A 24,504-nucleotide genomic window follows, 5' to 3' on the forward strand; every position below is an offset into this window, starting at 1 on the left:
TCAAACGCGAACGCCGCCGCAACGGTCAGCCGAAGCTTGCGTTGCGGCGGTCAGGCATGTCCTCTCGGGCAGGCGATTGGCGCCCCTTACGGGCAGACGACCCGATAGCGGCGGCCGTAGCGATCCCGCGCGATGCAGTTCTTCGGCGTGGTGGCCGAACCGACCATGGCACCGCCGACGCCGCCGATGACGCCACCCACGAGAGCGCCGCCGACATCGCCGGTTGCCGCCGCTCCGATCACCGCACCCGTTGCGGCGCCAAGGCCACCGCCCACAAGTGCGCGGTCGCGCTGGCTGTCGGACTGGCATGCCGCCAGCAGAAGCGCAGCTGCGCCCACAAGAACAATCCTGACCATCCTATAACTCCTCACATGTCCACTTGGTTCCGGCGAATGTCGCCTCCCGGTAGGCACCACCACGGGAGAGGGCGAACCGTCCCTCCGTTGCAGCCTATCTGAGCACTAAAACACCATTCAGTCTAGCAGATCGCTGGAGCGAAGGTGTGACGCAGATCATTGGATGCTCGTTCCTTTTGACGATTTTCCGCGAGAGGGAAATGGTGTGCTAGTTGCGCAGCCGGCGCAGCAGGCCGAGCGTCGAGGCGTCGCGCCCCTTCGCCGGCGCGCGGCCGTCGACCATCGGCAGCAGTTCCCCGGCAAGCACTTTCCCCAGTTCCACGCCCCACTGGTCGAAGGAATTTATGTTCCAGATCGCGCCTTCCACGAACACCCGGTGCTCGTAGAGCGCGATCAGGCGGCCGAGCGCGAAGGGCGTCAGTCGCTCATGCAGGATGGTGACCGAGGGACGGTTGCCCGGGAACACCTTGTGCGGGGCGAGCCGGGCGACATCGTCCTGGCTTCGGCCCTCCGCGCGCAGGATCGCTTCGGCTTCCTCCCTCGTGCGGCCGTTCATCAAGGCTTCCGACTGGGCCAGGCAGTTTGCCGCCAGCAAGGCGTGATGGTGGGCAAGGTCCGGCTCGTGTCCCTTTGCGGCGAGAATGAACTCGCACGGGATCACGTCGGTGCCCTGGTGCAGGAGCTGGTAGAAGGCGTGCTGGCCGTTGGTGCCGGGTTCGCCCCAGACCAGCGGGCCGGTTGCCTCGCTCACCGGATCGCCGGCAAGCGTCACCCGCTTGCCGTTCGATTCCATGTCGAGCTGTTGGAGATAGGCGGGCAGGCGGGCGAGCCGCTGGTCGTAGGGAAGGACCGCCCGGGCCGGAAAGCCGCAGGCATTGCGATGCCATATGCCGGCAAGACCGAGCAGCATCGGCAGGTTGACCTTTGCTTCCGCCGTCTCGAAGTGCCGGTCCATTGCATGGGCGCCGTCGAGAAAGGCGCCGAAATCGTCAGGCCCGATGGCAATCATCACCGGCAATCCGATTGCCGACCAGACGGAATAGCGGCCGCCGACCCAGTCCCAGAAACCGAAGGTGTGGCTGGCGGCAATGCCGAAGGCGTCGACCTTGTCGAGGGCTGTGGAAACGGCGGCGAAGTGGGCGCCGACGGCCTGCTCGCCGAGATGGCGGACGATCCAGGCGCGCGCCGTCGCGGCATTGGTCATCGTCTCTATGGTGGTGAAGGTCTTCGACGCGACGATGACGAGCGTTGTCGCCGGGTCGAGTGGCTTCAGCGTGTCCGCGATATGGGCGCCGTCGACATTCGACACGTAGTGCAGGCGGGGACCGTCGGCGAAGGGGGCAAGCGCCTGTGTCACCATGGCCGGCCCCAGATCGGAGCCGCCGATGCCGATATTGACCACGTCGGTGAAGGGATGTCCGCCCGAGCCGGTGAGGGCGCCGTTTCGAACGGCGTCGGAGAATGCGGCCATGCGCGCCAGCGTTGCCTCAACGTCGGGCGTCACGTCGTGCCCGTCGATCTCGACCGGGCTGCCAGAACGGTTTCTGAGCGCGACATGAAGCACCGCGCGGCCTTCCGTCGAGTTGATCGGGCGACCCTCGAACATCGCCGCCCGCCGATCCTCCACACCGCGCGCACGGGCAAGGGCGGCGAGGGCGTCAATCGCCTCGCGGTCCCAGTGCATCTTGGAAAAGTCGATGAGCAGGTCGTCGAACGCGACACAGAGCTTGTCGAACCGGCCGGGGTCTTCGGCGAAGATCCGGCGCAATCCCTTTGCCTGCAGGTCCGTGGCCCGCTGCTTCAGCTCATGCGGCATGGCTGCCTGCGTCATCGGTGTCCTCCTCTTTCAATGTCCTTGGAGCGGGCGGCATTCGGTGGATCCCGACCCTAGGCAAGCAATGTGGCGCAATACCAGCCATAGGCCGCGAGAAACGGGAGCCCGGCGAGACGCGGCGCGCGGCCGGGGATGGCGAACAGCAGGGCGGCAAGCGCCAGTGAAGCGACCAGCATCACCGGAATGTCGAAGGTGGCCATCCGATTGGCGATCGGAACGGGTGCAAGCATCGCGGTCACGCCGAGAATGCCCAGAATGTTGAAGATGTTGGAACCGACAATGTTGCCGATGGCAATCTCCGGTTGCCGGCGAAACGCGGCGGTGACGGAGGTCGCAAGCTCCGGCAGGCTGGTGCCGACGGCCACCACCGTAAGCCCGATCACGGCCTCCGACAGGCCGAAGGCACGTGCGATCCGGGTGGCGCCGTCGATCAGGCAGTCGGCACCGAAAACCAGGGCTGCGAGACCGCCGCCGACAAGGGCAAGCGCCTGCCAGACCGGCATCAGCCGGGCGGCGTCGACGATGTCGACAGATTCGCTGCGGCCGGTCTTTGCGCAATAGCCGAGATAGCCGGCAAGCACGGCCACGAACGCGATGCCGACCGGTGCGGACAGGGTGCCGGTCCAGGCAACGACGGCCAGGGCGAAGGCGCTTGCGAGCATCGCCGCAAGGTCGCGGCCGAGCCCGTCGATGCGCGTCGGCACGGCCGCGACGAGCATTGTGAGGCCGAGAATGAGCAGGATGTTGGCGGTGTTGGATCCGACCGCGTTGCCCACGGCGATATCCGGCAGGCCGGCCATGGCTGCCTGCAGGGAGACCAGCAGTTCCGGCATGGAGGTGCCGAAACCGACGATGGTCAGGCCGACAAGGAGAGGCGGTACGCGCAGTCGCGCGGCCAGCGAGACCGCGCCGCGCACAAGCGCGTCGCCGCCGCCGAAGAGCAGGGCAAGACCAAGGGCGAGAAGCCCGGTATCGATGAGCATGACAAGGCTCCGGCGCCTCGGGCGGGGCGTGCCGGAGGCGACAAGGGAGGACTGCGTGGCGACGGAATGCCGCCTCGGGAAACTGCAGGTCCGGGCGCGCGGGGCGCCGGTTCGGCGGCTGCCGGATCAGGTCCCGGTCGGGTCCTGCCGGAGCAGGTCGCGTTCGCCCTCGAAGGCCATCACGGCGAGCTTCCAGGTGGCGAGGGTGGCCGCCGGCAGGAGCACGGCCGCGACCAGTGCGATGCCGGTCTGACCGAGCGACAGGATGCCGCTCAGCGCCCATAGGAAGCCGAGGGTCATGGTCCAGACTTCGGCGCCGAACAGGGCGATCGCGGAGACGAGTATGATGTAGAAGACAATGCCCGGACGCGCGTCGCGCGTGCGGGGTGAAACCGCCGGTTGGGTGGCGGCAGGCGAGCCTGGCATGGCCTTGACCCTCGAAGGACGCGGGCATGATCGCTCGCGGCCAAGCGCAAATGGGAAGGTCCGGGGCCGCGCGCAAGACCTGCCTGCGGGCCTGCGCGGGATATTTTTTCACGCCCGTTGCCACGCCGGGCGGCGGTCAGGAAAGCGCGGCGGCGAGGCGCGCCCGCGCCTCGATCCCGGCCCAGTCGCCACTGGCGATCGCGTCCGCCCCGGCGATCCATGAGCCGCCGACGCAGACGACGTTGGGGAGCGCCAGATAGGTCGGGGCGCTTTTCTCGGTGATGCCGCCGGTCGGGCAGAAGCGGGCGGCAGGCAGCGGCGAGGCGAGGGACCTGAGCAGGTTGGCGCCGCCGACGGCTTCCGCCGGGAACAGCTTCAGCCGCGAGTAGCCTGCCTCCAGCAGCCGCATCACTTCCGAGGCCGTTGCCGCGCCCGGCAACAGCGGGACGTCGTGTCCGGAGGCCGCCTCGATCAGCGCTCCGGTGGCGCCGGGCGAGACGACGAACGTCGCCCCGGCGGCGACAGCCTCGTCATACTGGAAGGCGTCGAGCACGGTGCCGGCGCCGACCATCGCGCCTTCCACCTCGGCGGCGACGGCCCGGATCGCCTCCAGCGCGCGGGGGGTGCGCAGCGTGATCTCGATGGCCGGCAGTCCGCCGCGCACCAGGGCGCGCGCCATCGGCACGGCCTTGGCCGGATCCTCCACGATCAGCACCGGGATGACCGGCGCGGCGCCCATGACGCGGTCGAGGATGTCGGTGTTCTGTGCCATTGCGTCGAATGCTCCGGATGGTTGCGCGCCGGCAGGGGCGCGGGGAAAGGATCAGGCGCCGAGGAGATCAGGCGCCAAAGACATGGGCGCCCTGGTCGGCGGGACCGGCATGGGCCCTGAAGGCGGCGAACAGCTCGCGGCCGATGCCCTGCTGGTGCGCCGAAAGATCGGCCGTCGCGGGGGCGCGGGCCTCGAACTCGGCTGCGTCGACGAGAACCTCGAGCCGGCCGGTGGTGGCGTCGACGCGGATCATGTCGCCGTCGCGGATGCGGGCGATCGGGCCGCCGTCAACGGCTTCCGGCGTCACGTGGATGGCCGCCGGCACCTTGCCCGACGCGCCCGACATGCGCCCGTCGGTGACAAGCGCGACGCGGATGCCGCGATCCTGGAGGACGCCGAGTGCCGGTGTCAGCTTGTGCAGCTCCGGCATGCCGCAGGCCCGGGGGCCCTGGAAGGGCAGCACGGCGATGAAATCCTGCGTCAGTTCGCCGGCCTTGAAGGCGTCCTGCACGGCTTCCTGGGAGTTGAAGATCCGCGCCGGCGCCTCGATCATCCGCCGTTCCGGTGCGACCGCCGAGACCTTGATGACCGCCCGTCCGAGATTGCCGTCGAGCACGGTCAGCCCGCCATTGGGCTGGAACGGCTTGGCCACGGTGGACAGTACCTTCGCATCGCCGCTCTCGCGGGTCGCCGGTACCCAGGCGACGCCGCCGTCCTCGCCAAGGCGCGCCTCGACCGTATAGGTCGACAGGCCGGTACCGTTGACGGTGCGCACGTCCTCGTGCAGCAGGCCTTCCGACAGAAGTTCGCCGATCAGGTAGCCCATGCCCCCGGCCGCCTGGAAGTGGTTCACGTCGGCCATGCCGTTGGGATAGATGCGCGCGATCAGCGGCACCGCCTCGGAAAGGTCCGAGATGTCGTCCCAGGTCAGCCGGATGCCGGCCGCATGGGCGATGGCGACAAGGTGCAGGGTGTGGTTGGTCGAGCCGCCGGTCGCATGCAGGCCGACGACGCCGTTGACGATGGCGCGCTCGTCGATCATCTCGCCGACGGGCGTGTAGGCGTTGCCGAGCGCGGTCAGCGCCAGGGCACGCTTGGCCGCTTCCTTCGTCAACGCATCGCGCAGCGGCGTGTTTGGATGGACGAAGCTTGCCCCCGGCAGGTGCAGGCCCATGATCTCCATCAGCATCTGGTTGGAATTGGCCGTCCCGTAGAAGGTGCAGGTGCCGGGAGAGTGGTAGGACTTGCTCTCCGATTCCAGCAATTCCGCGCGGCCGATCTTGCCTTCCGCGTAGAGCTGGCGGGTCTTGGCCTTCTCGTCGTTGGAGATGCCGGAGGGCATCGGCCCGGCCGGCACGAAGACCGCCGGCAGGTGGCCGAAGGAGAGCGCCGCGATCATCAGCCCTGGCACGATCTTGTCGCAGATGCCGAGGAACACGGCGGCGTCGAACATCTGGTGCGACAGGCCGACGGCCGCCGACATGGCGATCACGTCGCGGGAAAACAGCGACAGCTCCATGCCGGTCTGGCCCTGCGTGACACCGTCGCACATGGCAGGCACGCCGCCGGCCACCTGGGCGACACCGCCGACCTCGCGCGCCGCGTCGCGGATCAGTTCGGGAAAGCGCTCATAGGGCTGATGTGCGGAGAGCATGTCGTTATAGGCGGTGATGATGCCCAGATTGGGCACCACGTCGCCGGCAAGCCGCGACTTGTCGGTGACGCCGCAGGCGGCGAAGCCGTGGGCAAGGTTGCCGCAGGACAGCGTCGAGCGCTTCGGGCCGGCCTCGCCGGCGGCGCGGATCCGCGCAAGATAGCGCGTGCGGCTGTCGCGGCTGCGCTCGGTTATGCGTTCGGTGACGGCTGCGAGTGTCGAATGAAGGCTCATGGCGGTCTCCGTCCTTTCGGTTGCGGCGCCCGGGCGGGAGATGTCCGGGACCGGCTTTCCTGTTGGACCGGCGGGTGTGATACCCGTTCCGGCACGATGTTTAAATCGATTTAATTTCGTCTTCAACCGGGCGCCGTGCCCGATGGAGATGCGCGGGGCGACACGGTCGGGCGGGCGGCCGCCATACCGGTCAGATCAGGTCCTCGAACCAGGTCCGCCCGTCGCGCTCAATCAGGGCGATGGCGGCGGAGGGCCCCCAGGTACCGGAGGTATAGCCCTTCGGCGGTTCCTTCTGGCTCGCCCAGGCCTGCAGGATCGGATCGACCCAGGCCCAGGCGGCTTCCACCTCGTCGCGGCGCATGAACAGAGTCTGGTTGCCGCGGATCACGTCCATGATCAACCGCTCATAGGCATCCGGGTTGCGCACCTTGAACGCCTTGGCGAAGGACATGTCGAGCGGCACCTGGCGCAGGCGCATGCCGCCCGGTCCGGGGTCCTTGATCATCACCTGCATGCGCACGCCCTCGTCCGGCTGCAGGCGGATGACGAGACGGTTGGAAGAGATCGCGCCGGCCTCCTCGCCGAAGATCGAATGCGGGATCGGGCGGAACTGCACGACGATCTCGGAGACGCGGGCGGCGAGCCGCTTGCCGGTGCGCAGGTAGAAGGGCACCGTCGCCCAGCGCCAGTTGGCGATCTCCGCCTTGACGGCGACGAAGGTCTCCGTCTGCGAGGCGGGGTCGTCGAGCTCCTCCAGGTAGCCGGGCACGGCCCCGCCGGACGAGGCCCCGGCCCGGTACTGGCCGCGCACCGTCGCCCGTGCCGCCAGTTCGGCGTCCATCGGCCGCAAGGCCTTCAGCACCTTCAGCTTCTCGTCGCGCACCGAATCCGCGTCCATCGACTCCGGCGGCTCCATGGCGACAAGGCAGAGCAGCTGGAGGATGTGGTTCTGCACCATGTCGCGCATCGCGCCGGCGGTATCGTAATAGCCGGCGCGACCCTCGACGCCGAGCGATTCGGCCACGGTGATCTGCACATGGTCGATATGGGCGGCGTTCCACAGCGGCTCGAACAGCGCGTTGGCGAAGCGCAGCGCCATCAGGTTCTGCACCGTCTCCTTGCCCAGATAATGGTCGATGCGGAAGATCTGGTCCTCGCGGAAGACCGCGCCGATCGCCGCGTTGACCGCCCGTGCCGAGGCGCCGTCCTTGCCGATCGGCTTCTCGATGACGACGCGGGCAAGATTGGTGGACAGTCCATTCGCGCCGATACGTTCGCAGATCGGGCCGAAGAAGTCGGGCGAAACGGCGAGATAGAAGGCGCGGACCACCTCCTCGCGCCCTGTGAGGGCAGCGGCGAGCTCGCGCCAGCCCCGGTCGCCGGCCGCGTCGACGGCGAGGTAGGAGAGCCGGTCAAGGAACCGGGCAAGGGCCGCGTCCTCGATGTCGCTGACATGCTCGCGCACCGCTTCGTCCGCGAACCGGCGGTAGTCGGCATCCGACATGTCGCGGCGCGAGCAGGCGAGAATGCGGGCATCCAGCGGGATTTGCCCGTCGAGATCCCGGTGATAAAGCGCCGGCAGAAGCTTGCGGTGGGCAAGGTCGCCGGTCGCACCGAAGACGATCAGGTCGAACGGGGCTACTTCGATGACGCGCGTTGCCATTGCGATCCTTTCAAAAGGCGGGTCATGCCTTCGGGTACCCCTTCAGGCGGCGAGGTCGGCGCGGCGGGGGAGGTCCGCTCCGCGCCGGGTACAGGTAATTGCGGCGGCCCGCCCGGCATAGGCGAGCAGGCCGGCGAGCGTTTCGGCGTCGAGCCCCTTCAGCGCCGCGCGGGTGCGCCCGACCGTTTCCCCGAGGCGCGCCAGCAGGGCCGCCTGGTAGGTGTCGCCGGCGCCGACCGTGTCGGCCACGGTAACGCGCTGGCCCTGGTCGGAGGCGACGGTGCGAGCCGTCACGCCAAGGGCGCCGTCGCCGCCACGGGTGATCACCACCAGCGCCGGTCCGTGCTCCAGCCAGTCGCGGGCGAGGGCCAGCGGATCGGCACCGGGATAGAGCGTCTCGACATCCTCCGCGCTGATCTTGAGCAGGTCCACATGCGGCAGCAGTACGCTGATGCGGTTCCGCCAGGCATCGAGATCGGCGACCACGGTCGGTCGGATGTTCGGATCATAGGCGATCATTCGGCGGCCATGCTCGCGCGCGGCGAGCGACAGCAGCGTGTCGCCGATGGTCGGCACCAGCGCGGAGAAGGAGCCCAGATGAACGGTGTCGATCGCCTCCGGCAGGTCGGGAATGTCGGCGGGGGAGATCATCCGGTCGGCCGCCCCCTCGCCGCAGAAACTGTAGGCGGGGCTTCCGACGGCGTCGAGGCCGACGAGGCTCAGCGTTGTCGGCGCGTCGCTGTCGACGACAAGGCTCGTGTCGACGCCTTCCCGCTCCAGCGCCGCCTTCAGCCTGCGGCCGAGGAAGTCGCGCGACAAGCCGCCGAAATAAGCGGCCGGTGTCTCCAGCCGGGCAAGCCCGACGGCGACGTTGAAGGGCGAGCCGCCGATGCGCGCATCGAGCGTCAGCCGCTCGCCGTCCTCCTCGGCAAAGAGATCGAACAGCGCTTCGCCGCATACGAGAATCATGTCGTTCGGTTTCCGTTTGTCTGGTCCGGTTGGTCTGTCACGCCGCCTCGGCCTGCGGTGGCTCCATCGCACCGGTCATGATGGCGACCGCGTCCGACATGGAGAAGTCGCCGGGCTTGATGACACAGGCGCGACGCCCGAGCCTGTGAATGTGGATGCGGTCGGCCACCTCGAACACATGCGGCATGTTGTGCGAGATCAGCACGATAGGCAGGCCGCGCGCCTTCACGTCACGGATCAGGTCGAGGACCTTGCGGCTTTCCTTGACGCCGAGCGCTGCGGTCGGTTCGTCCATGATCACCACCTTGGAGCCGAAGGCGGCGGCGCGCGCCACGGCAACGCCCTGGCGCTGGCCGCCGGACAGCGTCTCCACCGCCTGGTTGATGTTCTGGATGGTCATCAGGCCAAGCTCCGACAGCTTGTCCCGGGCGATCTTTTCCATCGCCTTGCGGTCGAGCTTGCGCAGGTATTTGCCCATCCATCCCCGCATGCGGATCTCGCGGCCCATGAACAGGTTGTCGGCGATCGACAGGGCCGGCGACAGGGCAAGGTTCTGGTAGACCGTCTCGATGCCGGCGTCGCGCGCGCGCATTGGCGAGGAGAAATGGACCGGCTTTCCCTCCAGCCGGATTTCGCCCTCGTCGGGGGTGACGGCGCCGGAAATCGCCTTGATCAGCGTGGACTTGCCGGCGCCGTTGTCGCCGATCACGGCGAGCACCTCGCCGGGATAGAGGTCGAAATCGGCCCGGTCGAGGGCGACGACGCGGCCATAGCGCTTGACGAGGCCGGTTGCTGTGAGGATCGGTTCGCCGGTCATGCTGCAACCTTTCTGATCCATTGGTCTATGGCGACGGCCGAGATGATCAGCACGCCGATCAGGAGATAGGTCCATTGCGGGTCGGTGCCGATCAGGCGCAGGCCGAGCGAGAAGACGCCGACGATGAGCGCGCCGAACAGCATGCCGAGGATCGAGCCGCGTCCGCCGAACAGCGAGATGCCGCCGATCACCACGGCCGTGATCGATTCGATGTTGGTGAACTGGCCGGTGGTGGGCGAGACCGAGCCGAGACGGCCGATCATGGCCCAGCCGCCAACGGCGCAGATCAGCCCGGCCAGCGTGTAGACGGAGATGCGCATGCGCGAGACGCGCACGCCGGCCAGTTCCGCCGCCTCCGGATCGTCGCCGATGGCATAGACATGCCGACCCCAGGCGGTGTGGTTGAGCACGTAGTTGAGCACGATGACCAGCGCGAACATGGCGATCACGCCATAGGTGAAGACAGCGCCGCCGATGTTGAACTTCTCGCCGAAGAACTGGAGGATCGGCGCCTGCGCCTCGATGTCCTGGCTGCGGATGGTCTCGTTGGCGGAGAACAGGAAGTTGGTGGCGAGCACGATCTGCCACATGCCCAGGGTGACGATGAAGGGCGGCAGCCGCATCCAGGCGACGAGCACGCCGTTGATGAAGCCGCACAGCATGCCGCAGGCCAGGCCGCACAGGACCGCGATCTCCGGCGGCAGGCCATAGCGGAAGGTGAACTGGCCCATCACCACCGATGACAGGACCATGATCGCGCCGACCGACAGGTCGATGCCGGCGGTGAGGATCACCAGCGACTGGGCGCAGCCGACGATGCCGACGATCGCCACCTGCTGCAGGATCAGCGTCAGCGCGAAGGGCGAGAAGAATTTCGAGCCGAGCAGGATGCCGAACACCGCCAGCGACAGGACCAGCACGATCAGCGGCACGAATTCGGGCCGCGCGTGGAGCCGGTGCTGGATCCTGTCCAGCAGCGAGCGATGGTGGCTGTCGAAGGTGGCAACCGTCGCGGCACTGCCCGCGAGGTTCTTGTCGAAATCGTCCGCACCGGATGTCTGCGCGTCGCTCATGCTCTCCTCCCCGGAAGGGGGCCTGGTTGGTCCCGGCCCTGCCTGGCGCGATGCGGGGGCGGAGCGTTTCCGCCCCCGCGTTGATGGTTGGTTCGGATCGTCATGTCCGACCAGTCAGGCGATCAGCCCCAGCACTTGTCCGTGCCTTCCTTGGTGTCGATCGAGCTGACGCCCTCGGCCGGCTTGTCGGTGACGAGCGCCACGCCGGTGTCGAAGAAGTTCTTGCCCGGGGTCGGCTCCGGCTTGGCGCCGCTGTCGGCGAAGGCCTTGATCGCCTCGATGCCGAGCGAGGCCATAAGCAGCGGGTATTGCTGCGAGGTGGCGCCGATGACGCCCTCGGCGACATTCTTGACGCCCGGGCAACCGCCGTCGACCGAGACGATCAGCACGTCGTTCTCGCGTCCGACCGCCTTCAGCGCCTCGTAGGCGCCGGCAGCCGCCGGCTCGTTGATCGTGTAGACGACATTGATCGTGGGATCCTTGGTGAGAAGGTTCTCCATCGCCGTGCGGCCGCCTTCCTCGTTGCCGGACGTGACGTCGTTGCCGACGATGCGCGGATCGTCCTCGTCGCCCCAGCGGGCCGGGTCCTTCACGTCGATGCCGAAGCCGGTCAGGAAGCCCTGGTCGCGCAGCACGCCGACGGAAGGCTGGCTGACGGCGAGATCGAGCATGGCGATCTTCGCGTCGGCGGCGGCATCGCCAAGCGTTGCCTTCGCCCACTGGCCGATCAGTTCGCCGGCCTTGAAGTTGTCGGTGGCGAAGGTTGCATCGGCCGCGTCGATCGGCTCCAGCGGTGTGTCGAGGGCGATCACCAGGATGCCGGCGTTGCGGGCCTGCTCGACGCTGTCGACGATGGCCTTGGTGTCGGAGGCGGTGATCAGGATGCCCTTGGCGCCGTCGGCGATGCAGGTCTCGATGGCGGCGACCTGGCTTTCGTGGTCGCCGTCGATCTTGCCGGCATAGGACTTCAGCTCGATCCCGAGCTCCGCTGCCTTGGCCGTGGCGCCTTCCTTCATCTTGACGAAGAAGGGATTGGTGTCGGTCTTGGTGACGAGGCAGGCGGAAATGTCCGCTGCCATCGCCGGCGCTGCGGCCGTCATCGCGAGCATCGAGCCGGCAAGCATCAGTTTGCGTAGCATGTCAGTTCCTCCCAGGGTGTTTTGGCCAAGCTGTTTTCCAGGCCGTGTTGGCCGGCCGGCTCCTCATGCCGGGCGGTCATCCTGTGCAGGTCCGTTGCCGGCGCGCAGCCTTTCGGGGCCGGTGTCGGTTGCACTTCGCATCGCCTCGTTGGCCGTCAGGATCGCGGCGCGGGGCGAATAGTTGAAGAAGATCGGCAGGTTGGCGGCGCCTGCCGCGCCCGCGTCCTGGCCGAAGGAGCCGCGCTGCACGCGTGGCGGCCGGCGGGCTTCCGGGGCGGCGCGTTGAAGCGATTCCCCGAGCGCGGCGAGCAGCCGGTCGGCGAGGCCGCCGTCGATGTCGAAGTCGATGACGACGAGCGGCACGTCGATCAGCGAGATCGCCGACCAGATGGCCGGCGTCAGCGCGGCGACACAGTCCGCCATCCATTCGTCGACGGCGGGATGGCGCGCCGCGACCGCCTTTTCCAGATCGCCCCGGGTCTCGGCGCCCAGCCCGTGATGGGCCAGATGCCGTTTCAGCGCCACCATCGAGGCGCGGGTCAGCAGGATGTCGAGTTCGCCGCTGCGCGGCGCCGGGGCCGAGGCAAGGCGGCTCGGCGGCACCGGGATCATGGCGACGTCGCCGGCATTGCCGTTGACGCCCTTCAGGCAGTCGCCGCCATAGACGAGGCCGCCGCCGATGGCCGGTCCCATGAACAGGTAGAGGAAGTCGTCGGCATGCCGTCCGGCGCCGGAGAAAAGCTCGGCGATGGCGGCGGCCGTGCCGTCGTTTTCGGAAAAGACCGGGAACTCGATCGCCGCTTCCAGCATCTGCTTGAAGTCGATGTCGTCCCACAGGTGGAAATGCTCGCTCGGCAGGCCGAGCTCATGCAGCCAGGAGCCGAGATTGAAGGGCATTGCGAGGCCGACGCCGGCGATGCGGATACGCTCTTCCGGGGCGATCAGCTTCAGCAGGCTGGCGATGTCGCGCGAGACGATCTCGACGGCGCGCTCGGGCGAGGGCAGGAAACGGTCGTGCGACTGGCGGCCGATGATGCGGCCCGAAAAATCGGCGATCACCGTCTCGATCGAGGTGCGGTCGAGACGCACGCCGAAGCCGTAGGCCCCGGTCGGGGCGAGCCGCAGCATGGTCGCCGGCTGGCCGCGCCCGCCAAGGTGGCGCTTGCCCAGCGTCTCGATCAGGCCGAGGGCGCTAAGGTCCTGAATTATTCCGCCGATCGCCGCATTGGTAAGTTGGGCGAGGCGGGCAAGGTCCGCCTTCGAGGCCTCGCCGACACGGCGCAACACCTGCAGCACGATGCGCTCGTTGTAGCGGCGCAACTGCACGGAATTCGAGCCTTGTCCGACAAGCGGGCGTCTGGCCACCGCCTTGTTCCTCCCACGGAAGAGACGTTACGTCAGAATAGCCGGAAAAGGGCCTTCCCGACCATTCGCATTTATTTCTTTTAGTTGATTTATAAAATCTCTGATGGTGGCGACCTGTCAACTGAAATCGTTTTTGCACTGCGCAATTGCCCACCTGCCCGGGCAGGCTGGCGCGGGCCCGCTCGCCTGTGCCATGGTCCCGGTCAACACCGTCATGCCCGTATCGGCCCCGTATCGACTGTTCCGCCGTGCGGTTGCATCCGAGGAGACCTCCCATGCCGAACACCCTGGCAAAGCAAGCCTTCCTTGATCGTGCGATTGCCGCGGGGCGGGGCGAGGTGCCGGCCGACCTGGTGATCCGCAACGCCCTGCTGTTCTCGGTGATCGACGGGTCCGAGACCGAGACCGACATCGCAATCGTCGGCGAGCGGATCGTCGGCACGCATGGCGCCTATCGCGGCGATCGGGAGATCGATGCCGGCGGCCGGCATGCGGTGCCGGGCTTCATCGATACCCATCTGCATGTGGAATCCTCTCTCGTCACGCCGCTGGAATTCGACCGCTGCGTGCTGCCGCATGGCGTGACGACGGCAATCTGCGACCCGCACGAGATCGCCAATGTGCTGGGCGTCGAGGGCATCCGCTATTTCCTCGATGCGGCGGAGCGGACGCTCATGGACCTGCGCGTCAATCTCTCCTCCTGCGTGCCGGCAACGGTCTTCGAGACCGCCGGCGCGCGGCTGGAGATCGACGACCTCGCGCCCTTGCGCGACCACCGCGCGGTGATCGGGCTTGCCGAGTTCATGAATTTTCCCGGCGTGCTGGCCCGGGATCCTGCGGTTCTGGCAAAGCTCGCCGCGTTCCAGGACGGACACATCGACGGGCATGCGCCGCTGCTCTCCGGGCTCGACCTCAACGGCTATCTCGCCGCCCGCATCCGCACCGACCACGAGGCGACGAGCGCTTCGGAGGCGCGCGAGAAGCTCGCCAAGGGCATGACCATCCTGATCCGCGAGGGCTCCGTGTCGAAGGACCTGGAGGCGCTGGCCGAGGTCCTGACGCCGGACACGGCCTCCTTCGTGTGCCTGTGCACCGATGACCGCAACCCGCTCGATATTGCCGAGGAAGGCCATCTCGACAGCATGATCCGCCGGCTGATCGCGAAGGGCGCGCGTCCCTGCGATGCCTACCGCGCGGCAAGCTGGTCGGCGGCGACCGCCTTCGGCCTGCGCGACCGGGGGCTGGTGGCGCCGGGCTGGCGCGCCGACATCGTGCTGCTCGACGATCTCGAGGATTGCCGGGTCCATTCGGTGGTCGCCGCCGGACGGCCGGTCGATGCCGGGCTCTTCGCCGCGCGTCCCCCGCTGGCGCCGGTCGGGCTGGAGAGCGTCCATCTGCGCAAGATGAGCCCGGAGGATTTCCGCATCGCGGGCGACGGCGCCAACGCGCGCGAGGTGATCGGCGTCGTGCCGGGACGCATCATCACCGAGCGGCTGACCCGCTCGCTTGCCGTGTCGGAGGGTTTCGTGCCGGCCGATCCGGCGCAGGACGTCGCCAAGGTGGCGGTGGTCGAGCGGCACGGCCGCAACGGCAATATCGGCCGGGCCTTCGTCTCCGGCTTCGGCCTGACGCGCGGGGCCATCGCCTCCTCGGTCGGCCATGACAGCCACAATGTCTGCGTCGTGGGCGCGGACGACCTCTCGATGGCGAGCGCGGTCAACCGCATCGCCGCGCTGCAGGGCGGCTTCGTCGTGGCCGACGGCGAGCGGATCGTCGCAGAACTCGCCCTGCCGGTCGCCGGCCTGATGAGCCTCGAGCCCTTCGAGGCGGTCCGTCACGCGCTGGAGGCGCTGCGCCGTGCCGCCCGGGACCTCGGGTGCACCCTGCCTGAGCCCTTCCTGCAGGTTGCGTTCCTGCCCCTGCCGGTCATTCCCCATCTGAAGATCACCGACATGGGCCTCTTCGATGTCGACAGCTTTTCGCTCGTCGAATGAAGGACATGCGCGGATGGCGACGATTTGCGCGAAGCCGTGCTATTCTGGCTGGCGCGGTCATGCGGCAAGGGGGCTGTCGTCATTTAACGTTGACGTAAAGGGAAGCTTGATCCATGTTTTGCCGGCGCCGCGCAAGCCGGCGCTGCCGCCTGCGGGGGAGGAGGCGGCGAGACCAAGAACATCCGGTCCGGGAGGAACCACCTTGAGCGAACCCCAGGTTTGGCTTGCCGCTTTTCGTCCGCAGCCCATCCACACCTATCTCGACGACACGGTGCGCCAGTTCGGCCACCGTCCGGCGATCGACTTTCTCGGCAAGGGCTGGACCTATGCCGAGCTTGGCGCGCTGGTCGACAAGGCCGCCGCCGGCCTGCAGGCGATGGGGGTCGTCAAGGGCGAGAAGGTCGGCCTGTGCCTGCCCAACACGCCCTATTACACGATCTTCTACTTCGCCGTGCTGAAGATCGGCGGCGTCATCGTCAACTTCAATCCGCTCTATGTGGAGCGCGAACTGTCGTTCCAGGCGCGAGATTCCGGCGCGCGGATCATGGTGACCCTCGACCTCAGGATCATCTACGACAAGGTCGAGGCGGTTCGCCGCGAGGGCACGCTCGACAAGATCATCGTCTGCCCGATGGCCGACATCCTGCCGCAGCCCAAGAAGCTCCTGTTCACCCTGTTCAAGGGACGCGAGCGGGCGCGGATCCCGGATGACGCCGCCCATCCCCGCTACGGCGAGGTGATCGGCCACGGCGGCGCGCCGCGGGTCGCGGACATCAATCCCGACACGGACATTGCCGTGCTGCAATATACCGGCGGCACCACGGGCGTTCCCAAGGGGGCGATGCTCACCCATACCAATCTGGCCGCCAATCTGGAGCAGATGCGCACGCTGTTCTCCGCCGCCCGCCCGGGCGAGGAGAAGAAGCTCTGCGTGCTGCCCTTCTTCCACGTCTTCGCGATGACGGTGGCGCAGAACCTCTCGGTCGCCATCGGCGCGGAAATGGTGCTGATGCCGCGTTTCGAGCTGAAGATGCTGCTCGACACGATCCAGCGCAAGAAGGTCACGCTCTTCCCCGGCGTGCCGACGATCTACACGGCGATCAACAATGCCGAGATCACCAAGAACTACGATCTGACCAGCATCCGCCTGTGCTTCTCCGGCGGCGCGCCGTTGCCGGTGGAGGTCAAGGAGGAGTTCGAGCGGCGGACCGGCTGCCTGCTGGTGGAAGGTTACGGGCTGACCGAATCCTCGCCCGTGGTCACCGGCAACCCGCTCAACGAGAACCGCCGGTCGGGCTCCATCGGCCTTGCCCTTCCCGGCACCTCGCTGGAGTTCCACGACATCGAGGAGCCCGGCAAGCTGATGCCGGACGGCGAGAAGGGCGAGCTCGTGGTGCGCGGTCCGCAAGTCATGATGGGCTACTACAACCGGCCCGAGGAGACCGCGCGCACCATCCGCAACGGGGCGCTCCACACCGGCGATGTCGGCTATCGCGACAAGGACGGCTTCGTCTACCTTGTCGACCGGATCAAGGACCTGATCCTGTGCTCGGGCTACAACGTCTATCCGCGGGTGATCGAGGAGGCGATCTATCAGCATCCCAGTGTCGAGGAGACGATCGTCATCGCCATTCCCGACGCCTATCGGGGGCAGGCGCCGAAAGCCTTCGTCAAGCTGCGGACCGGCAAGAGCCTGAGTGCGGAGGACCTGCGCACCTTCCTGAAGGACCATCTTTCGCCAATCGAGTTGCCCCAGGAGGTGGAGTTCCGCGACAGCCTGCCGAAAACCATGGTCGGCAAGCTTTCGAAGAAGGAACTGGTCGAGGAGGAGAGCGCGAAACGCGCGCAAGAGGCCTGACCTTGGGCATCGTCCCCCAGGGGGACGGATGACGCGTCGCGCTTGAAGTGCGGGCGGCGGCTTGGCATTGTCGGATGCACGTTTTATTTCGCCGCAACAAGCTGCCCGCAAACAGGATTCCCGGCACGATGACGGCCGAACCGCCGACCTATCTGACGACCAAGGAAATGGCGGACCTGCTCCGCGTCAAGGAGCGCAAGATCTATGACCTTGCTGCTGCCGGGGAGATTCCGCACAGCCGCGCCACCGGCAAGCTGCTGTTCCCGCGCGAGGTGGTGCTGGCCTGGATCGAGAATGCCAGCGATGCGCCCGGCCACGAGGCCGCGCGCCCGCAGGTGGTTCTGGGGAGCCACGATCCGCTGCTGGAATGGGCCTTGCGCGAATCCGGGTCGGGCCTCGCCACGTTCTTCGACGGCAGTCTCGACGGGCTCGACCGGTTCGACCGGCTGGAAGGGATCGCCGCCGGCCTGCACGTGGTCGAGGACGAGGGCTGGAACAGGGAGCTGATTGCCCGGCGTTTCCGCTTCCGTCCCGTCGTCCTGGTCGAATGGGCCTGGCGCAGCCGCGGCATCATCGTGCCGCCGGGCAATCCCGCCTCGATCTCGGCCCTCCAGGATCTTGCCGGCAAGAGGATCGTGCGTCGGCAGGCTCAGGCCGGCGGGCAATTGCTGCTGGAGCGGCTTTTCGGCGAGGCGGGCCTTGCCGTGCCGCAGGGCGGCCCTGTTGCGCGCGACGAACGCGAGGCCGCACTCGCCGTGCTCGACGGCAGCGCCGATGCCGCCTTCGGCCTTGCCGCCTCCGCTCGCCAGTTCAAGCTGGATTTCGTGCCCGTGTGCGAAGAACGGTTCGATCTGCTCGTTGCCCGGCGCGAGTGGTTCGAGGCGCCGTTCCAGGCGCTGGTCGCCTTCACCCGCTCCCCGGCTTTTGCCGCCATGGCCGCCTCGCTTGGCGGCTATCGGGTGGACGGGATCCTGACCCCGCAGTTCAACGGCAGCTGAGGTCGCCCCCACCCCCCCCGGGGGCTGCGCCTATGGCGGGTCGGCACGTACGCCGCTGCGTGCCGTGACCTGGCGCCCGAGCCGGTTCTCGCGCCACACCGTGTAGAGCGCGCCGGCCACGATCAGTGCGGCGCCCGCATAGGTCGCCAGTGCCGGCAGGTCGCCGAAGACCAGGAAGCCGATCACCGTCGCATAGAGAAGCCTTGCATAGTCGAGCGCTGCCAGGGCAGAGGCCTCGCCGGCGCGGAAGGCGCGGATGTTGCACATCTGCCCGGCCCAGGACACCAGCCCGACGACCATCAGAAGGCCCCATTCGGCAAGGGTCGGCGTCACCCAGTAATAGAGCGCGATGGGCAGCATGATCAGGCCGACAAAGACCGCCTGATAGGTGAGGATCGTCACAGGCCTCTCCACCTGGGACAGCTTGCGGATGATGATCATGACGACGGCCGCCGCCGCCGCGCCTCCAACCGCCATCGCCGCGTAGATGTTGAAGCCGCTGTCGCCGCCCGGCTGGAGGATGACGATCACGCCGAGAAAACCGACCGCCGTTGCCGTCCAGCGATGCCTGCCGACGGTCTCGCCGAGAAACAGGATCGCGAAGATCGTCAGGAAAAACGTCTTGGAAAAGCCGATCGCGGTGGCGTCGGCAAGCGGCAGGTGGACGACGGCGGTGAAGCCGGTGAGCATCGCCACCGAGGCGCAGCTCACCCGGATGACATGCAGGTGGGGCCGGCTGGTCTTCAGCGATCCCGGCAGGCCGTAGATGATCGTCGGGGCGACGATCGTCGCCATCACCATCTGCCGGATGAAGATGATCTCGGCGACGTGAAGCCGTTCGCCGAGCAGCTTGATCAGGGTCACCATGAAGGTGAAGAACAGGCCGGCAACCAGCATCCAGAGAATGCCGCGCACATTGCCGGGCAGAAGCGAGAGCCGGTCGCCGGCATCGCGGTAGCGGTCCGCCAGCCCGTGTCGCCCCGAAGGCCTTGCGGCAGGCGCCTGTCTCCTCTTGCCGTTGTCGCCGGGGTCGGGGCGCTCTTGGTTTGCGGACATGGGCGGGCCGATCCGTGCCGGTGCGATGGGAGGCGGGGTTGAACCCGTCGAGGCGAGGCGGCAAGCATAGCGCGCCTCGCGGGCTAGGGGCAGGGCCCATTGAATTGGCGGACATGGTCGGAGCGAATTTGTGCGGATGCGAGAAGCAAGACCGCAGGAAGGCTGAAGCCTTTCAAGGTCTTGCGACGCTGACGCCCGTGCAAATTCGCCCGATCCGAAGGACGTCCGATCTGACGGCGATCAGCGGCGTCAAAGCTCTCGACCGGGGCGCCAACCCCGCTCTTCGAGCTTTTCCTGGCATCTCTTGTCATATCGAACGCCATTTTCGTCAATTTAACGGGTCCTGACCCTAGGCGAAAGGGGCGTGCTGCATACGCTTTCAACCGCCGTTTCGAGGCACTTGGCGAAAGGCGCCGATTGCCGTTACAGTTGCGGTCAACGCTTGGCTGGCGGCTCCGCCGCCGGTCCGCTCCGGCCGGGATCCTCCATGCCTGGACGGTTCGCCCTTGACCCTCCCGGTTCGCGCGACATGTCGCACGCAACGATTTTCACATTCACCGCAGCGATTTCCGGGCCCGGCCCGGCCGTAGCAACGAGGCATTTTCAATGAACGAGACGGTTCACGCCAAGTTCGGGATGGGTGCGCCCGTCCGCCGCAAGGAAGACGACGCGCTTGTCACCGGCAACGGCCGCTATACCGACGATCTTGCGCCGGAGGGGGCCTTGCGGGCTTTCGTCCTGCGCTCCTCCATGGCGCATGCCCGCATCGTGCTGGGGCCGCTTGACGATGCCCGCGCGGCGCCCGGCGTGGTCATGGTGATGAGCGCGGCCGATATTCCCGACCTCGGACTGATGCCCACCAAGGTGGTGCTGACCCAGACCGACGGCACCCGCCATGCGGTGCCGCCGCGCCCGGTGCTGGCCACCGACACGGTCCGCCATGTGGGCGAACCGGTGGTACTCGTCGTCGCCGACACGCTGGCCAATGCAAAGTCGGCGGCCGAACTCATCGAGATCGACTACGAGCCGCTCGATGCGGTGGTCGAGACCGGGGACGCCTTGAATCCCGGCGCGCCGCTCGTGTGGCCGGAAACGGGCACCAACGTCGCCTTCAACTACGAGATCGGCGACGCGGCCGCGACCGCCGCCGCCTTCGACACGGCCCATCACGTCACCCGCATCGAGATCGTCAACAACCGGCTCGTGTGCAACTACATGGAGCCGCGCGGCTGTATCGCCGAGTTCGATCCGCAGACGGGGCGCTACACGCTGACCGCCGGCACCCAGGGCGGCCACGGCATGCGCGACATCATCGCCGGCGACATTCTTCGCATCGAGAAGGATCGCCTGCGCGTCGTCACGCCGGATGTCGGCGGCGGTTTTGGCACCAAGAACTTCGTCTATCCCGAATATCCCGTCTGCCTGGTTGCCGCCGAGCGGCTGGGACGGCCGGTGAAGTGGATCTGCGATCGCACCGAGCACTTCCTCGCCGATGCGCATGGCCGCGACAATCTCGCGGTCGCCGAGATGGCGCTCGATGCGGACGGACGGTTTCTCGCGATGCGGGTCGACCTGATTGCCGCGATGGGGGCCTACCTGCACCAGTACGGGCCGTTCATTCCCTTCCTCGGCCTGTCGATGACGACCGGCCTTTACGACATCCCGGCCATGCACGCGGCGATGAAGGGCGTCTTCACCAACACCGTCCCGACGGACGCCTATCGCGGCGCCGGACGCCCGGAAGCGGCCTATCTTCTGGAGCGCCTCGTCGACAAGGCGGCGGCGGACATGGACCTTGCCCCGGCCGAGATCCGGCGGCGCAATTTCATCCGCCCGGAGCAGCTTCCCTACACCACCCACACGGGCCGCATGTACGACACCGGCGAGTTTGCCGCGCATATGGACAAGGCGCTGGCCGAGGCCGACTGGGACGGGTTCGAGGCCCGCGCGGTGGCGTCGGCGGAGCAGGGAAAATATCGCGGCATCGGCATGGCGACCTATATCGAGGCCTGCGCCTTTGCCGGCTCCGAGGAGGCGACGGTGGAGCTTGGCGGCGACGGCTCGCTGACGCTGCTGATCGGCACCCAGACCAACGGCCAGGGACACGCCACGGCCTATGGCCAGATCATCGCCGAGCAGTTCGGCGTCGATCTCGACCGGATCACCATGATCCAGGGCGACACCGACCGGGTGCGCAAGGGGGGCGGCACGGGCGGCTCGCGTTCGATCCCGATCGGCCTGCCATCCGTCCTGGAAGCCTCCAAGGCCCTGGTGAAGAAGGTCAAGGACCTGGCCGCCGACAAGCTGGAGGCCGGTGTCGAGGATCTGGAACTGGCGGAAGGGTCCGTGCGGGTCGTTGGCACCGACCGGGCGATCACTCTGGCCGAGATCGCGGCGACGGCGCCCGAGCCCCTTTCGGGCCGCGAGGAGGTGAAGCAGGCCGAGGCGACCTATCCCAACGGCACCCATGTCTGCGAGCTGGAGGTCGATCCGGAGACCGGCGACATCGAGCTTGTCGGCTATCTCATCGTCGACGACTTCGGGGTGACAGTGAACCCGATGCTGCTCGCCGGCCAGGTGCATGGCGGCGTCGTCCAGGCAATCGGCCAGGCCCTGATGGAGCACACCGTCTATGACGGCGACGGCCAGCTCCTGACGGCGTCCTTCCTCGACTACCGGATGCCGCGCGCCGCCGACATTCCCGACATCCGCTTCGAGACGCGCAACGTGCCCTCGACCACCAACGCGCTCGGCATCAAGGGCGCGGGCGAGGCCGGCACGATCGGGGCGGCGCCGGCGGTCATGAACGCGGTCAACGATGCGCTGCGTCGTGGTGCCGGCGTGCCGCAGATCGAGATGCCGGCGACGCCGTCGCGGGTGTGGGACGCGATCGCCGCCGCGCGCAACTGAAACCGGGGCAGGCCGGCGGGGTTCCGCGCCGCTGGCCTGCCGGTCTTACGCTAGGTCATGTGGCAGGCGCGGGGGTGCCTTGCGTTTTGCGCGGGAAAGCCCCTTGCGATTCATCATATAAATACGGAAAGTCGTTCCAAACCGGCGGGTTCAGGCACATGCCCAGCGTCGCTGGAGCCAGTCGTGGATCCTTGCCGGCATGCCTCTTGACCGTTCCGACCCCAATGAAGTTCCTGGCGACAATCCCGGCGACGTCCCGGCAGGTTCGACGCGTTCGCAAGAACCGCCCGTCGCCCCGCCCGCGCGCGAACTGAACGCCTACAATCCGCGTCTGGGCATTGGCCTGAAGGTGACTTCGGCGCTGATCTTCACCGGCATGGTCGCGATGGTGAAGGTCCTCGACGGCCGTTATCCGGTCGGCGAGCTGATCTTCGCCCGCTCCTTCTTCGGCATGATCCCGGTCCTTGTCATGGTCGCCTGGCAGGGGCAGCTCGCGGTCGCCTTCACCACCAGCCGCCCGTGGGGGCATGTCAGCCGGGCGATCGTCGGCGGCTCGGCGATGGCCATGTGGTTCGGCGCGCTGGCGCGCCTGCCGCTGCCGGATGCGACCGCCATCAGCTTCTCCGCGCCGCTGATCACCGTGGCGCTTGCCGCGATCATCCTGCGCGAGAAGGTGCGTGCCTACCGCTGGAGCGCGGTGGTCGTCGGGTTTTTCGGCATCCTCATCATCCTGTCGCCGCATCTGGGCGGGGCGGTGCTGAGCGAGGAGGCTTCGGAAGGCGCCATGCTCGCCTTCGCCGCGGCCGTGTTCATGGCGCTCGCCATGATCACCGTGCGCCGGCTGACCAGCACGGAGCGGACCTCGACCATCGTCGTGTGGTTCGCCGCCGTCACCTCGCTCTTCGCGCTGATGACCGCGCCCTTCGGCTGGGTCGTGCCGGACACGGGCGATGCGGTGATCCTGGTGCTCATCGGGCTGCTCGGCGGCGTCGGCCAGATCCTGCTGACCCAGAGCTACCGCTATGCCGATGCCTCGACCATCGCGCCGTTCGAGTACACGACGATGATCTGGACGGTGATTGTCGGCTGGCTGGTGTTTTCCGAGATCCCGACCGGGGAGGTGGTTCTGGGCGCGGTGATCGTCATCGGCGCGGGCGTCTTCGTCATCTACCGCGAGCGACAGCTCGGCCTCGACCGCTCCAAGGAGCGGCGCACGGTGACGCCATCCAAGGTGTGATCGCGGCGTCTGGCGGACGACCCAAGCGGAAGCGTTCGATTTGAGGTCGAGGCGACATCTCCGCCAGACAATTTGAGATGCAACGCCCCCGTATCGGCGATGGACCTTGCCGAAACCCGGCCGTGACGTCCTGGAAAGGTTCCGCTGAGGCCGTGCCCGCCGGAAGCACACACCGGTGGGGCCATAAGAAGCCTGCGTCTTATGCAGCTTCTCCGGTCAAATCCTCTGCAAGCATCAGCGCGTTGCCGTCGGGATCGTAGAATGTCGCGGTCTTGACCATGCCCTCGACGACATCCGTTTCGCCATCGAACCTGACCTTGGCCTCTTCCAGTTTCCGCCGCGCGGAATCCAGGTCGGCGATGCCGAAGACCGGCACGCAGTTGCCCGGCGCGGGCCTGGTGTGCTCGCCAAGGCCGATCGCGACGCCGGGCGTGTTCGTCCGAAGCTCGGACCAGCCAGCCTCGTCTGCGTGATAGAGCACCTCAAATCCCAACATGGTTTCGTACCACTTCGCGCTCGCATGGCGGTCCTTGACCGACATTGCGATGGTGATGGTTTGATCTACCGAAATGAGTGACATGGGCTTTCCTCATGATTCAAAATATACTAACTATATTTTATGGACATAGGGATGCTTGTCAACATCACTTCAAGGGCCTGGGCCTTGCCCATATTGTCGAGCCTGCATTCGGGTGTCGCCGGGCGGCAGGCGCCGCTCCTGGCCGCGACCGGCGCAAGCCGGACCGCCTTCGCGCAAAGCATGGATCACTTGATCGAAATGGGATTGGTTGAACGCAACCCCGGTTACGGTCATCCGCTGCGCCCGGAATTCCGGCTCACACAGATGGGAGGTGCTGCCGCTGTCATCGCCAACCGGGTCCGCTCTGTCTCCACGGAGGAAGACTGGCGGTTGCTGCGCCGATCCTGGACCTTGCCGGTGCTGACGTCGCTGCGCACGCCAAGCCATTTCAACGAGATCAAGCGAAGCCTGCCGTCCATAACGGACCGGGCCCTGTCGCAGTCGTTGAAATCAATGGAAGCAAGAAGCTGGGTGCGCCGCAGCGTTGACGGAGCCGCCCGCCCGCCAAGGTCCATCTACAGTGCGGTGAACACCGGCGGACTGATAAGTCAGGTCACTGCGCCTGAAATCAACTTCATCTAGAAGA

At 67.2% G+C, this 24,504-nt stretch carries 20 protein-coding genes; 6 read left to right on the forward strand and 14 right to left on the reverse strand.

Annotated elements, in window-relative coordinates; translation table 11 throughout:
* Window positions 1-86: 86 nt before the first annotated feature.
* From RBB46_RS14655 to RBB46_RS14710, 12 genes are all read right to left on the reverse strand, one after another.
* Window positions 87-356 carry a glycine zipper domain-containing protein gene (locus tag RBB46_RS14655; protein ID WP_306029760.1) on the reverse strand — a complete coding sequence of 90 codons (270 nt, stop codon included), beginning with the start codon at window positions 354-356 and terminating at the stop codon, window positions 87-89.
* Window positions 357-564: 208 nt separating this feature from the next.
* A complete protein-coding gene (gene pgi, locus RBB46_RS14660) occupies window positions 565-2,187 on the reverse strand; it encodes a glucose-6-phosphate isomerase (RefSeq protein ID WP_306029761.1) in 1,623 nt (540 codons plus the stop codon).
* A gap of 56 nt (window positions 2,188-2,243) precedes the next feature.
* Window positions 2,244-3,173, reverse strand: coding sequence for a calcium/sodium antiporter (locus tag RBB46_RS14665; protein ID WP_306029762.1), 930 nt, complete (start codon window positions 3,171-3,173; stop codon window positions 2,244-2,246).
* Between the two features lie 126 nt (window positions 3,174-3,299).
* Window positions 3,300-3,599 (reverse strand): hypothetical protein, encoded by a 300-nt coding sequence (locus RBB46_RS14670; protein WP_306029763.1) that lies wholly within the window; start codon window positions 3,597-3,599, stop codon window positions 3,300-3,302.
* 136 nt (window positions 3,600-3,735) lie between these two features.
* On the reverse strand, window positions 3,736-4,371 hold the full coding sequence (gene eda / locus RBB46_RS14675) for a bifunctional 4-hydroxy-2-oxoglutarate aldolase/2-dehydro-3-deoxy-phosphogluconate aldolase (protein ID WP_306029764.1): 636 nt from the start codon (window positions 4,369-4,371) through the stop codon (window positions 3,736-3,738).
* A gap of 67 nt (window positions 4,372-4,438) precedes the next feature.
* The gene (edd, locus tag RBB46_RS14680; RefSeq protein WP_306029765.1) at window positions 4,439-6,259 is read right to left on the reverse strand and encodes a phosphogluconate dehydratase; all 1,821 of its coding nucleotides are present in this window, start codon (window positions 6,257-6,259) and stop codon (window positions 4,439-4,441) included.
* A 190-nt stretch (window positions 6,260-6,449) separates the two neighbouring features.
* Window positions 6,450-7,922 (reverse strand): glucose-6-phosphate dehydrogenase, encoded by a 1,473-nt coding sequence (zwf, locus tag RBB46_RS14685; protein ID WP_306029766.1) that lies wholly within the window; start codon window positions 7,920-7,922, stop codon window positions 6,450-6,452.
* A 42-nt stretch (window positions 7,923-7,964) separates the two neighbouring features.
* Window positions 7,965-8,891 carry a carbohydrate kinase gene (locus tag RBB46_RS14690; protein WP_306029767.1) on the reverse strand — a complete coding sequence of 309 codons (927 nt, stop codon included), beginning with the start codon at window positions 8,889-8,891 and terminating at the stop codon, window positions 7,965-7,967.
* Window positions 8,892-8,928: 37 nt separating this feature from the next.
* A complete protein-coding gene (locus tag RBB46_RS14695; RefSeq protein ID WP_306029768.1) occupies window positions 8,929-9,708 on the reverse strand; it encodes an ATP-binding cassette domain-containing protein in 780 nt (259 codons plus the stop codon).
* On the reverse strand, window positions 9,705-10,781 hold the full coding sequence (locus RBB46_RS14700) for an ABC transporter permease (protein ID WP_306029769.1): 1,077 nt from the start codon (window positions 10,779-10,781) through the stop codon (window positions 9,705-9,707). Before RBB46_RS14700 ends, RBB46_RS14695 begins: the two co-directional genes overlap by 4 nt.
* Window positions 10,782-10,903: 122 nt before the next feature.
* Complete coding sequence (locus RBB46_RS14705) at window positions 10,904-11,920, reverse strand: sugar ABC transporter substrate-binding protein (RefSeq protein WP_306029770.1); 1,017 nt, start codon at window positions 11,918-11,920, stop codon at window positions 10,904-10,906.
* A gap of 63 nt (window positions 11,921-11,983) precedes the next feature.
* The gene (locus RBB46_RS14710; RefSeq protein ID WP_306029771.1) at window positions 11,984-13,285 is read right to left on the reverse strand and encodes an ROK family protein; all 1,302 of its coding nucleotides are present in this window, start codon (window positions 13,283-13,285) and stop codon (window positions 11,984-11,986) included.
* Between the two features lie 275 nt (window positions 13,286-13,560).
* On the opposite strand from RBB46_RS14710, the gene ade reads away from it, so the two are divergent.
* The 3 genes from ade to RBB46_RS14725 all read left to right on the forward strand — a co-directional run bounded on the left by ade (window position 13,561) and on the right by RBB46_RS14725 (window position 18,135).
* Complete coding sequence (ade, locus tag RBB46_RS14715; protein WP_306029772.1) at window positions 13,561-15,279, forward strand: adenine deaminase; 1,719 nt, start codon at window positions 13,561-13,563, stop codon at window positions 15,277-15,279.
* Between the two features lie 202 nt (window positions 15,280-15,481).
* On the forward strand, window positions 15,482-17,137 hold the full coding sequence (locus RBB46_RS14720; protein WP_306029773.1) for a long-chain fatty acid--CoA ligase: 1,656 nt from the start codon (window positions 15,482-15,484) through the stop codon (window positions 17,135-17,137).
* A gap of 128 nt (window positions 17,138-17,265) precedes the next feature.
* Entirely contained in the window at window positions 17,266-18,135 is an 870-nt protein-coding gene (locus RBB46_RS14725) for a helix-turn-helix transcriptional regulator (RefSeq protein WP_306029774.1), read from the forward strand.
* Between the two features lie 30 nt (window positions 18,136-18,165).
* Here the strand turns inward: RBB46_RS14725 and RBB46_RS14730 are convergent, their stop codons facing one another.
* Window positions 18,166-19,191 (reverse strand): DMT family transporter, encoded by a 1,026-nt coding sequence (locus tag RBB46_RS14730; RefSeq protein WP_306029775.1) that lies wholly within the window; start codon window positions 19,189-19,191, stop codon window positions 18,166-18,168.
* A gap of 606 nt (window positions 19,192-19,797) precedes the next feature.
* Between RBB46_RS14730 and RBB46_RS14735 the strand changes: the two genes are divergently transcribed.
* Window positions 19,798-22,101, forward strand: coding sequence for a xanthine dehydrogenase family protein molybdopterin-binding subunit (locus RBB46_RS14735; protein ID WP_306029776.1), 2,304 nt, complete (start codon window positions 19,798-19,800; stop codon window positions 22,099-22,101).
* 199 nt (window positions 22,102-22,300) lie between these two features.
* The gene (locus RBB46_RS14740) at window positions 22,301-23,338 is read left to right on the forward strand and encodes a DMT family transporter (protein ID WP_306029777.1); all 1,038 of its coding nucleotides are present in this window, start codon (window positions 22,301-22,303) and stop codon (window positions 23,336-23,338) included.
* A 199-nt stretch (window positions 23,339-23,537) separates the two neighbouring features.
* Here RBB46_RS14740 and RBB46_RS14745 read toward each other — a convergent pair whose 3' ends face one another.
* A complete protein-coding gene (locus tag RBB46_RS14745; RefSeq protein ID WP_306029778.1) occupies window positions 23,538-23,918 on the reverse strand; it encodes a VOC family protein in 381 nt (126 codons plus the stop codon).
* Between the two features lie 51 nt (window positions 23,919-23,969).
* Between RBB46_RS14745 and RBB46_RS14750 the strand changes: the two genes are divergently transcribed.
* Window positions 23,970-24,500 carry a winged helix-turn-helix transcriptional regulator gene (locus RBB46_RS14750; RefSeq protein ID WP_306029779.1) on the forward strand — a complete coding sequence of 177 codons (531 nt, stop codon included), beginning with the start codon at window positions 23,970-23,972 and terminating at the stop codon, window positions 24,498-24,500.
* Window positions 24,501-24,504: the final 4 nt, after the last annotated feature.

This window comes from Stappia sp. MMSF_3263 (genome assembly GCF_030733745.1).
Lineage (GTDB): Bacteria > Pseudomonadota > Alphaproteobacteria > Rhizobiales > Stappiaceae > Stappia.

Bases quoted from the DNA above. Each gene is read 5' to 3' on its own strand.
- RBB46_RS14655 (WP_306029760.1), bottom strand. From the start codon at position 356: ATGGTCAGGATTGTTCTTGTGGGCGCAGCTGCGCTTCTGCTGGCGGCA.
- pgi (WP_306029761.1), bottom strand. From the start codon at position 2,187: ATGACGCAGGCAGCCATGCCGCATGAGCTGAAGCAGCGGGCCACGGAC.
- RBB46_RS14665 (WP_306029762.1), bottom strand. From the start codon at position 3,173: ATGCTCATCGATACCGGGCTTCTCGCCCTTGGTCTTGCCCTGCTCTTC.
- RBB46_RS14670 (WP_306029763.1), bottom strand. From the start codon at position 3,599: ATGCCAGGCTCGCCTGCCGCCACCCAACCGGCGGTTTCACCCCGCACG.
- eda (WP_306029764.1), bottom strand. From the start codon at position 4,371: ATGGCACAGAACACCGACATCCTCGACCGCGTCATGGGCGCCGCGCCG.
- edd (WP_306029765.1), bottom strand. From the start codon at position 6,259: ATGAGCCTTCATTCGACACTCGCAGCCGTCACCGAACGCATAACCGAG.
- zwf (WP_306029766.1), bottom strand. From the start codon at position 7,922: ATGGCAACGCGCGTCATCGAAGTAGCCCCGTTCGACCTGATCGTCTTC.
- RBB46_RS14690 (WP_306029767.1), bottom strand. From the start codon at position 8,891: ATGATTCTCGTATGCGGCGAAGCGCTGTTCGATCTCTTTGCCGAGGAG.
- RBB46_RS14695 (WP_306029768.1), bottom strand. From the start codon at position 9,708: ATGACCGGCGAACCGATCCTCACAGCAACCGGCCTCGTCAAGCGCTAT.
- RBB46_RS14700 (WP_306029769.1), bottom strand. From the start codon at position 10,781: ATGAGCGACGCGCAGACATCCGGTGCGGACGATTTCGACAAGAACCTC.
- RBB46_RS14705 (WP_306029770.1), bottom strand. From the start codon at position 11,920: ATGCTACGCAAACTGATGCTTGCCGGCTCGATGCTCGCGATGACGGCC.
- ade (WP_306029772.1), top strand. From the start codon at position 13,561: ATGCCGAACACCCTGGCAAAGCAAGCCTTCCTTGATCGTGCGATTGCC.
- RBB46_RS14725 (WP_306029774.1), top strand. From the start codon at position 17,266: ATGACGGCCGAACCGCCGACCTATCTGACGACCAAGGAAATGGCGGAC.
- RBB46_RS14730 (WP_306029775.1), bottom strand. From the start codon at position 19,191: ATGTCCGCAAACCAAGAGCGCCCCGACCCCGGCGACAACGGCAAGAGG.
- RBB46_RS14735 (WP_306029776.1), top strand. From the start codon at position 19,798: ATGAACGAGACGGTTCACGCCAAGTTCGGGATGGGTGCGCCCGTCCGC.
- RBB46_RS14740 (WP_306029777.1), top strand. From the start codon at position 22,301: ATGCCTCTTGACCGTTCCGACCCCAATGAAGTTCCTGGCGACAATCCC.
- RBB46_RS14745 (WP_306029778.1), bottom strand. From the start codon at position 23,918: ATGTCACTCATTTCGGTAGATCAAACCATCACCATCGCAATGTCGGTC.
- RBB46_RS14750 (WP_306029779.1), top strand. From the start codon at position 23,970: ATGCTTGTCAACATCACTTCAAGGGCCTGGGCCTTGCCCATATTGTCG.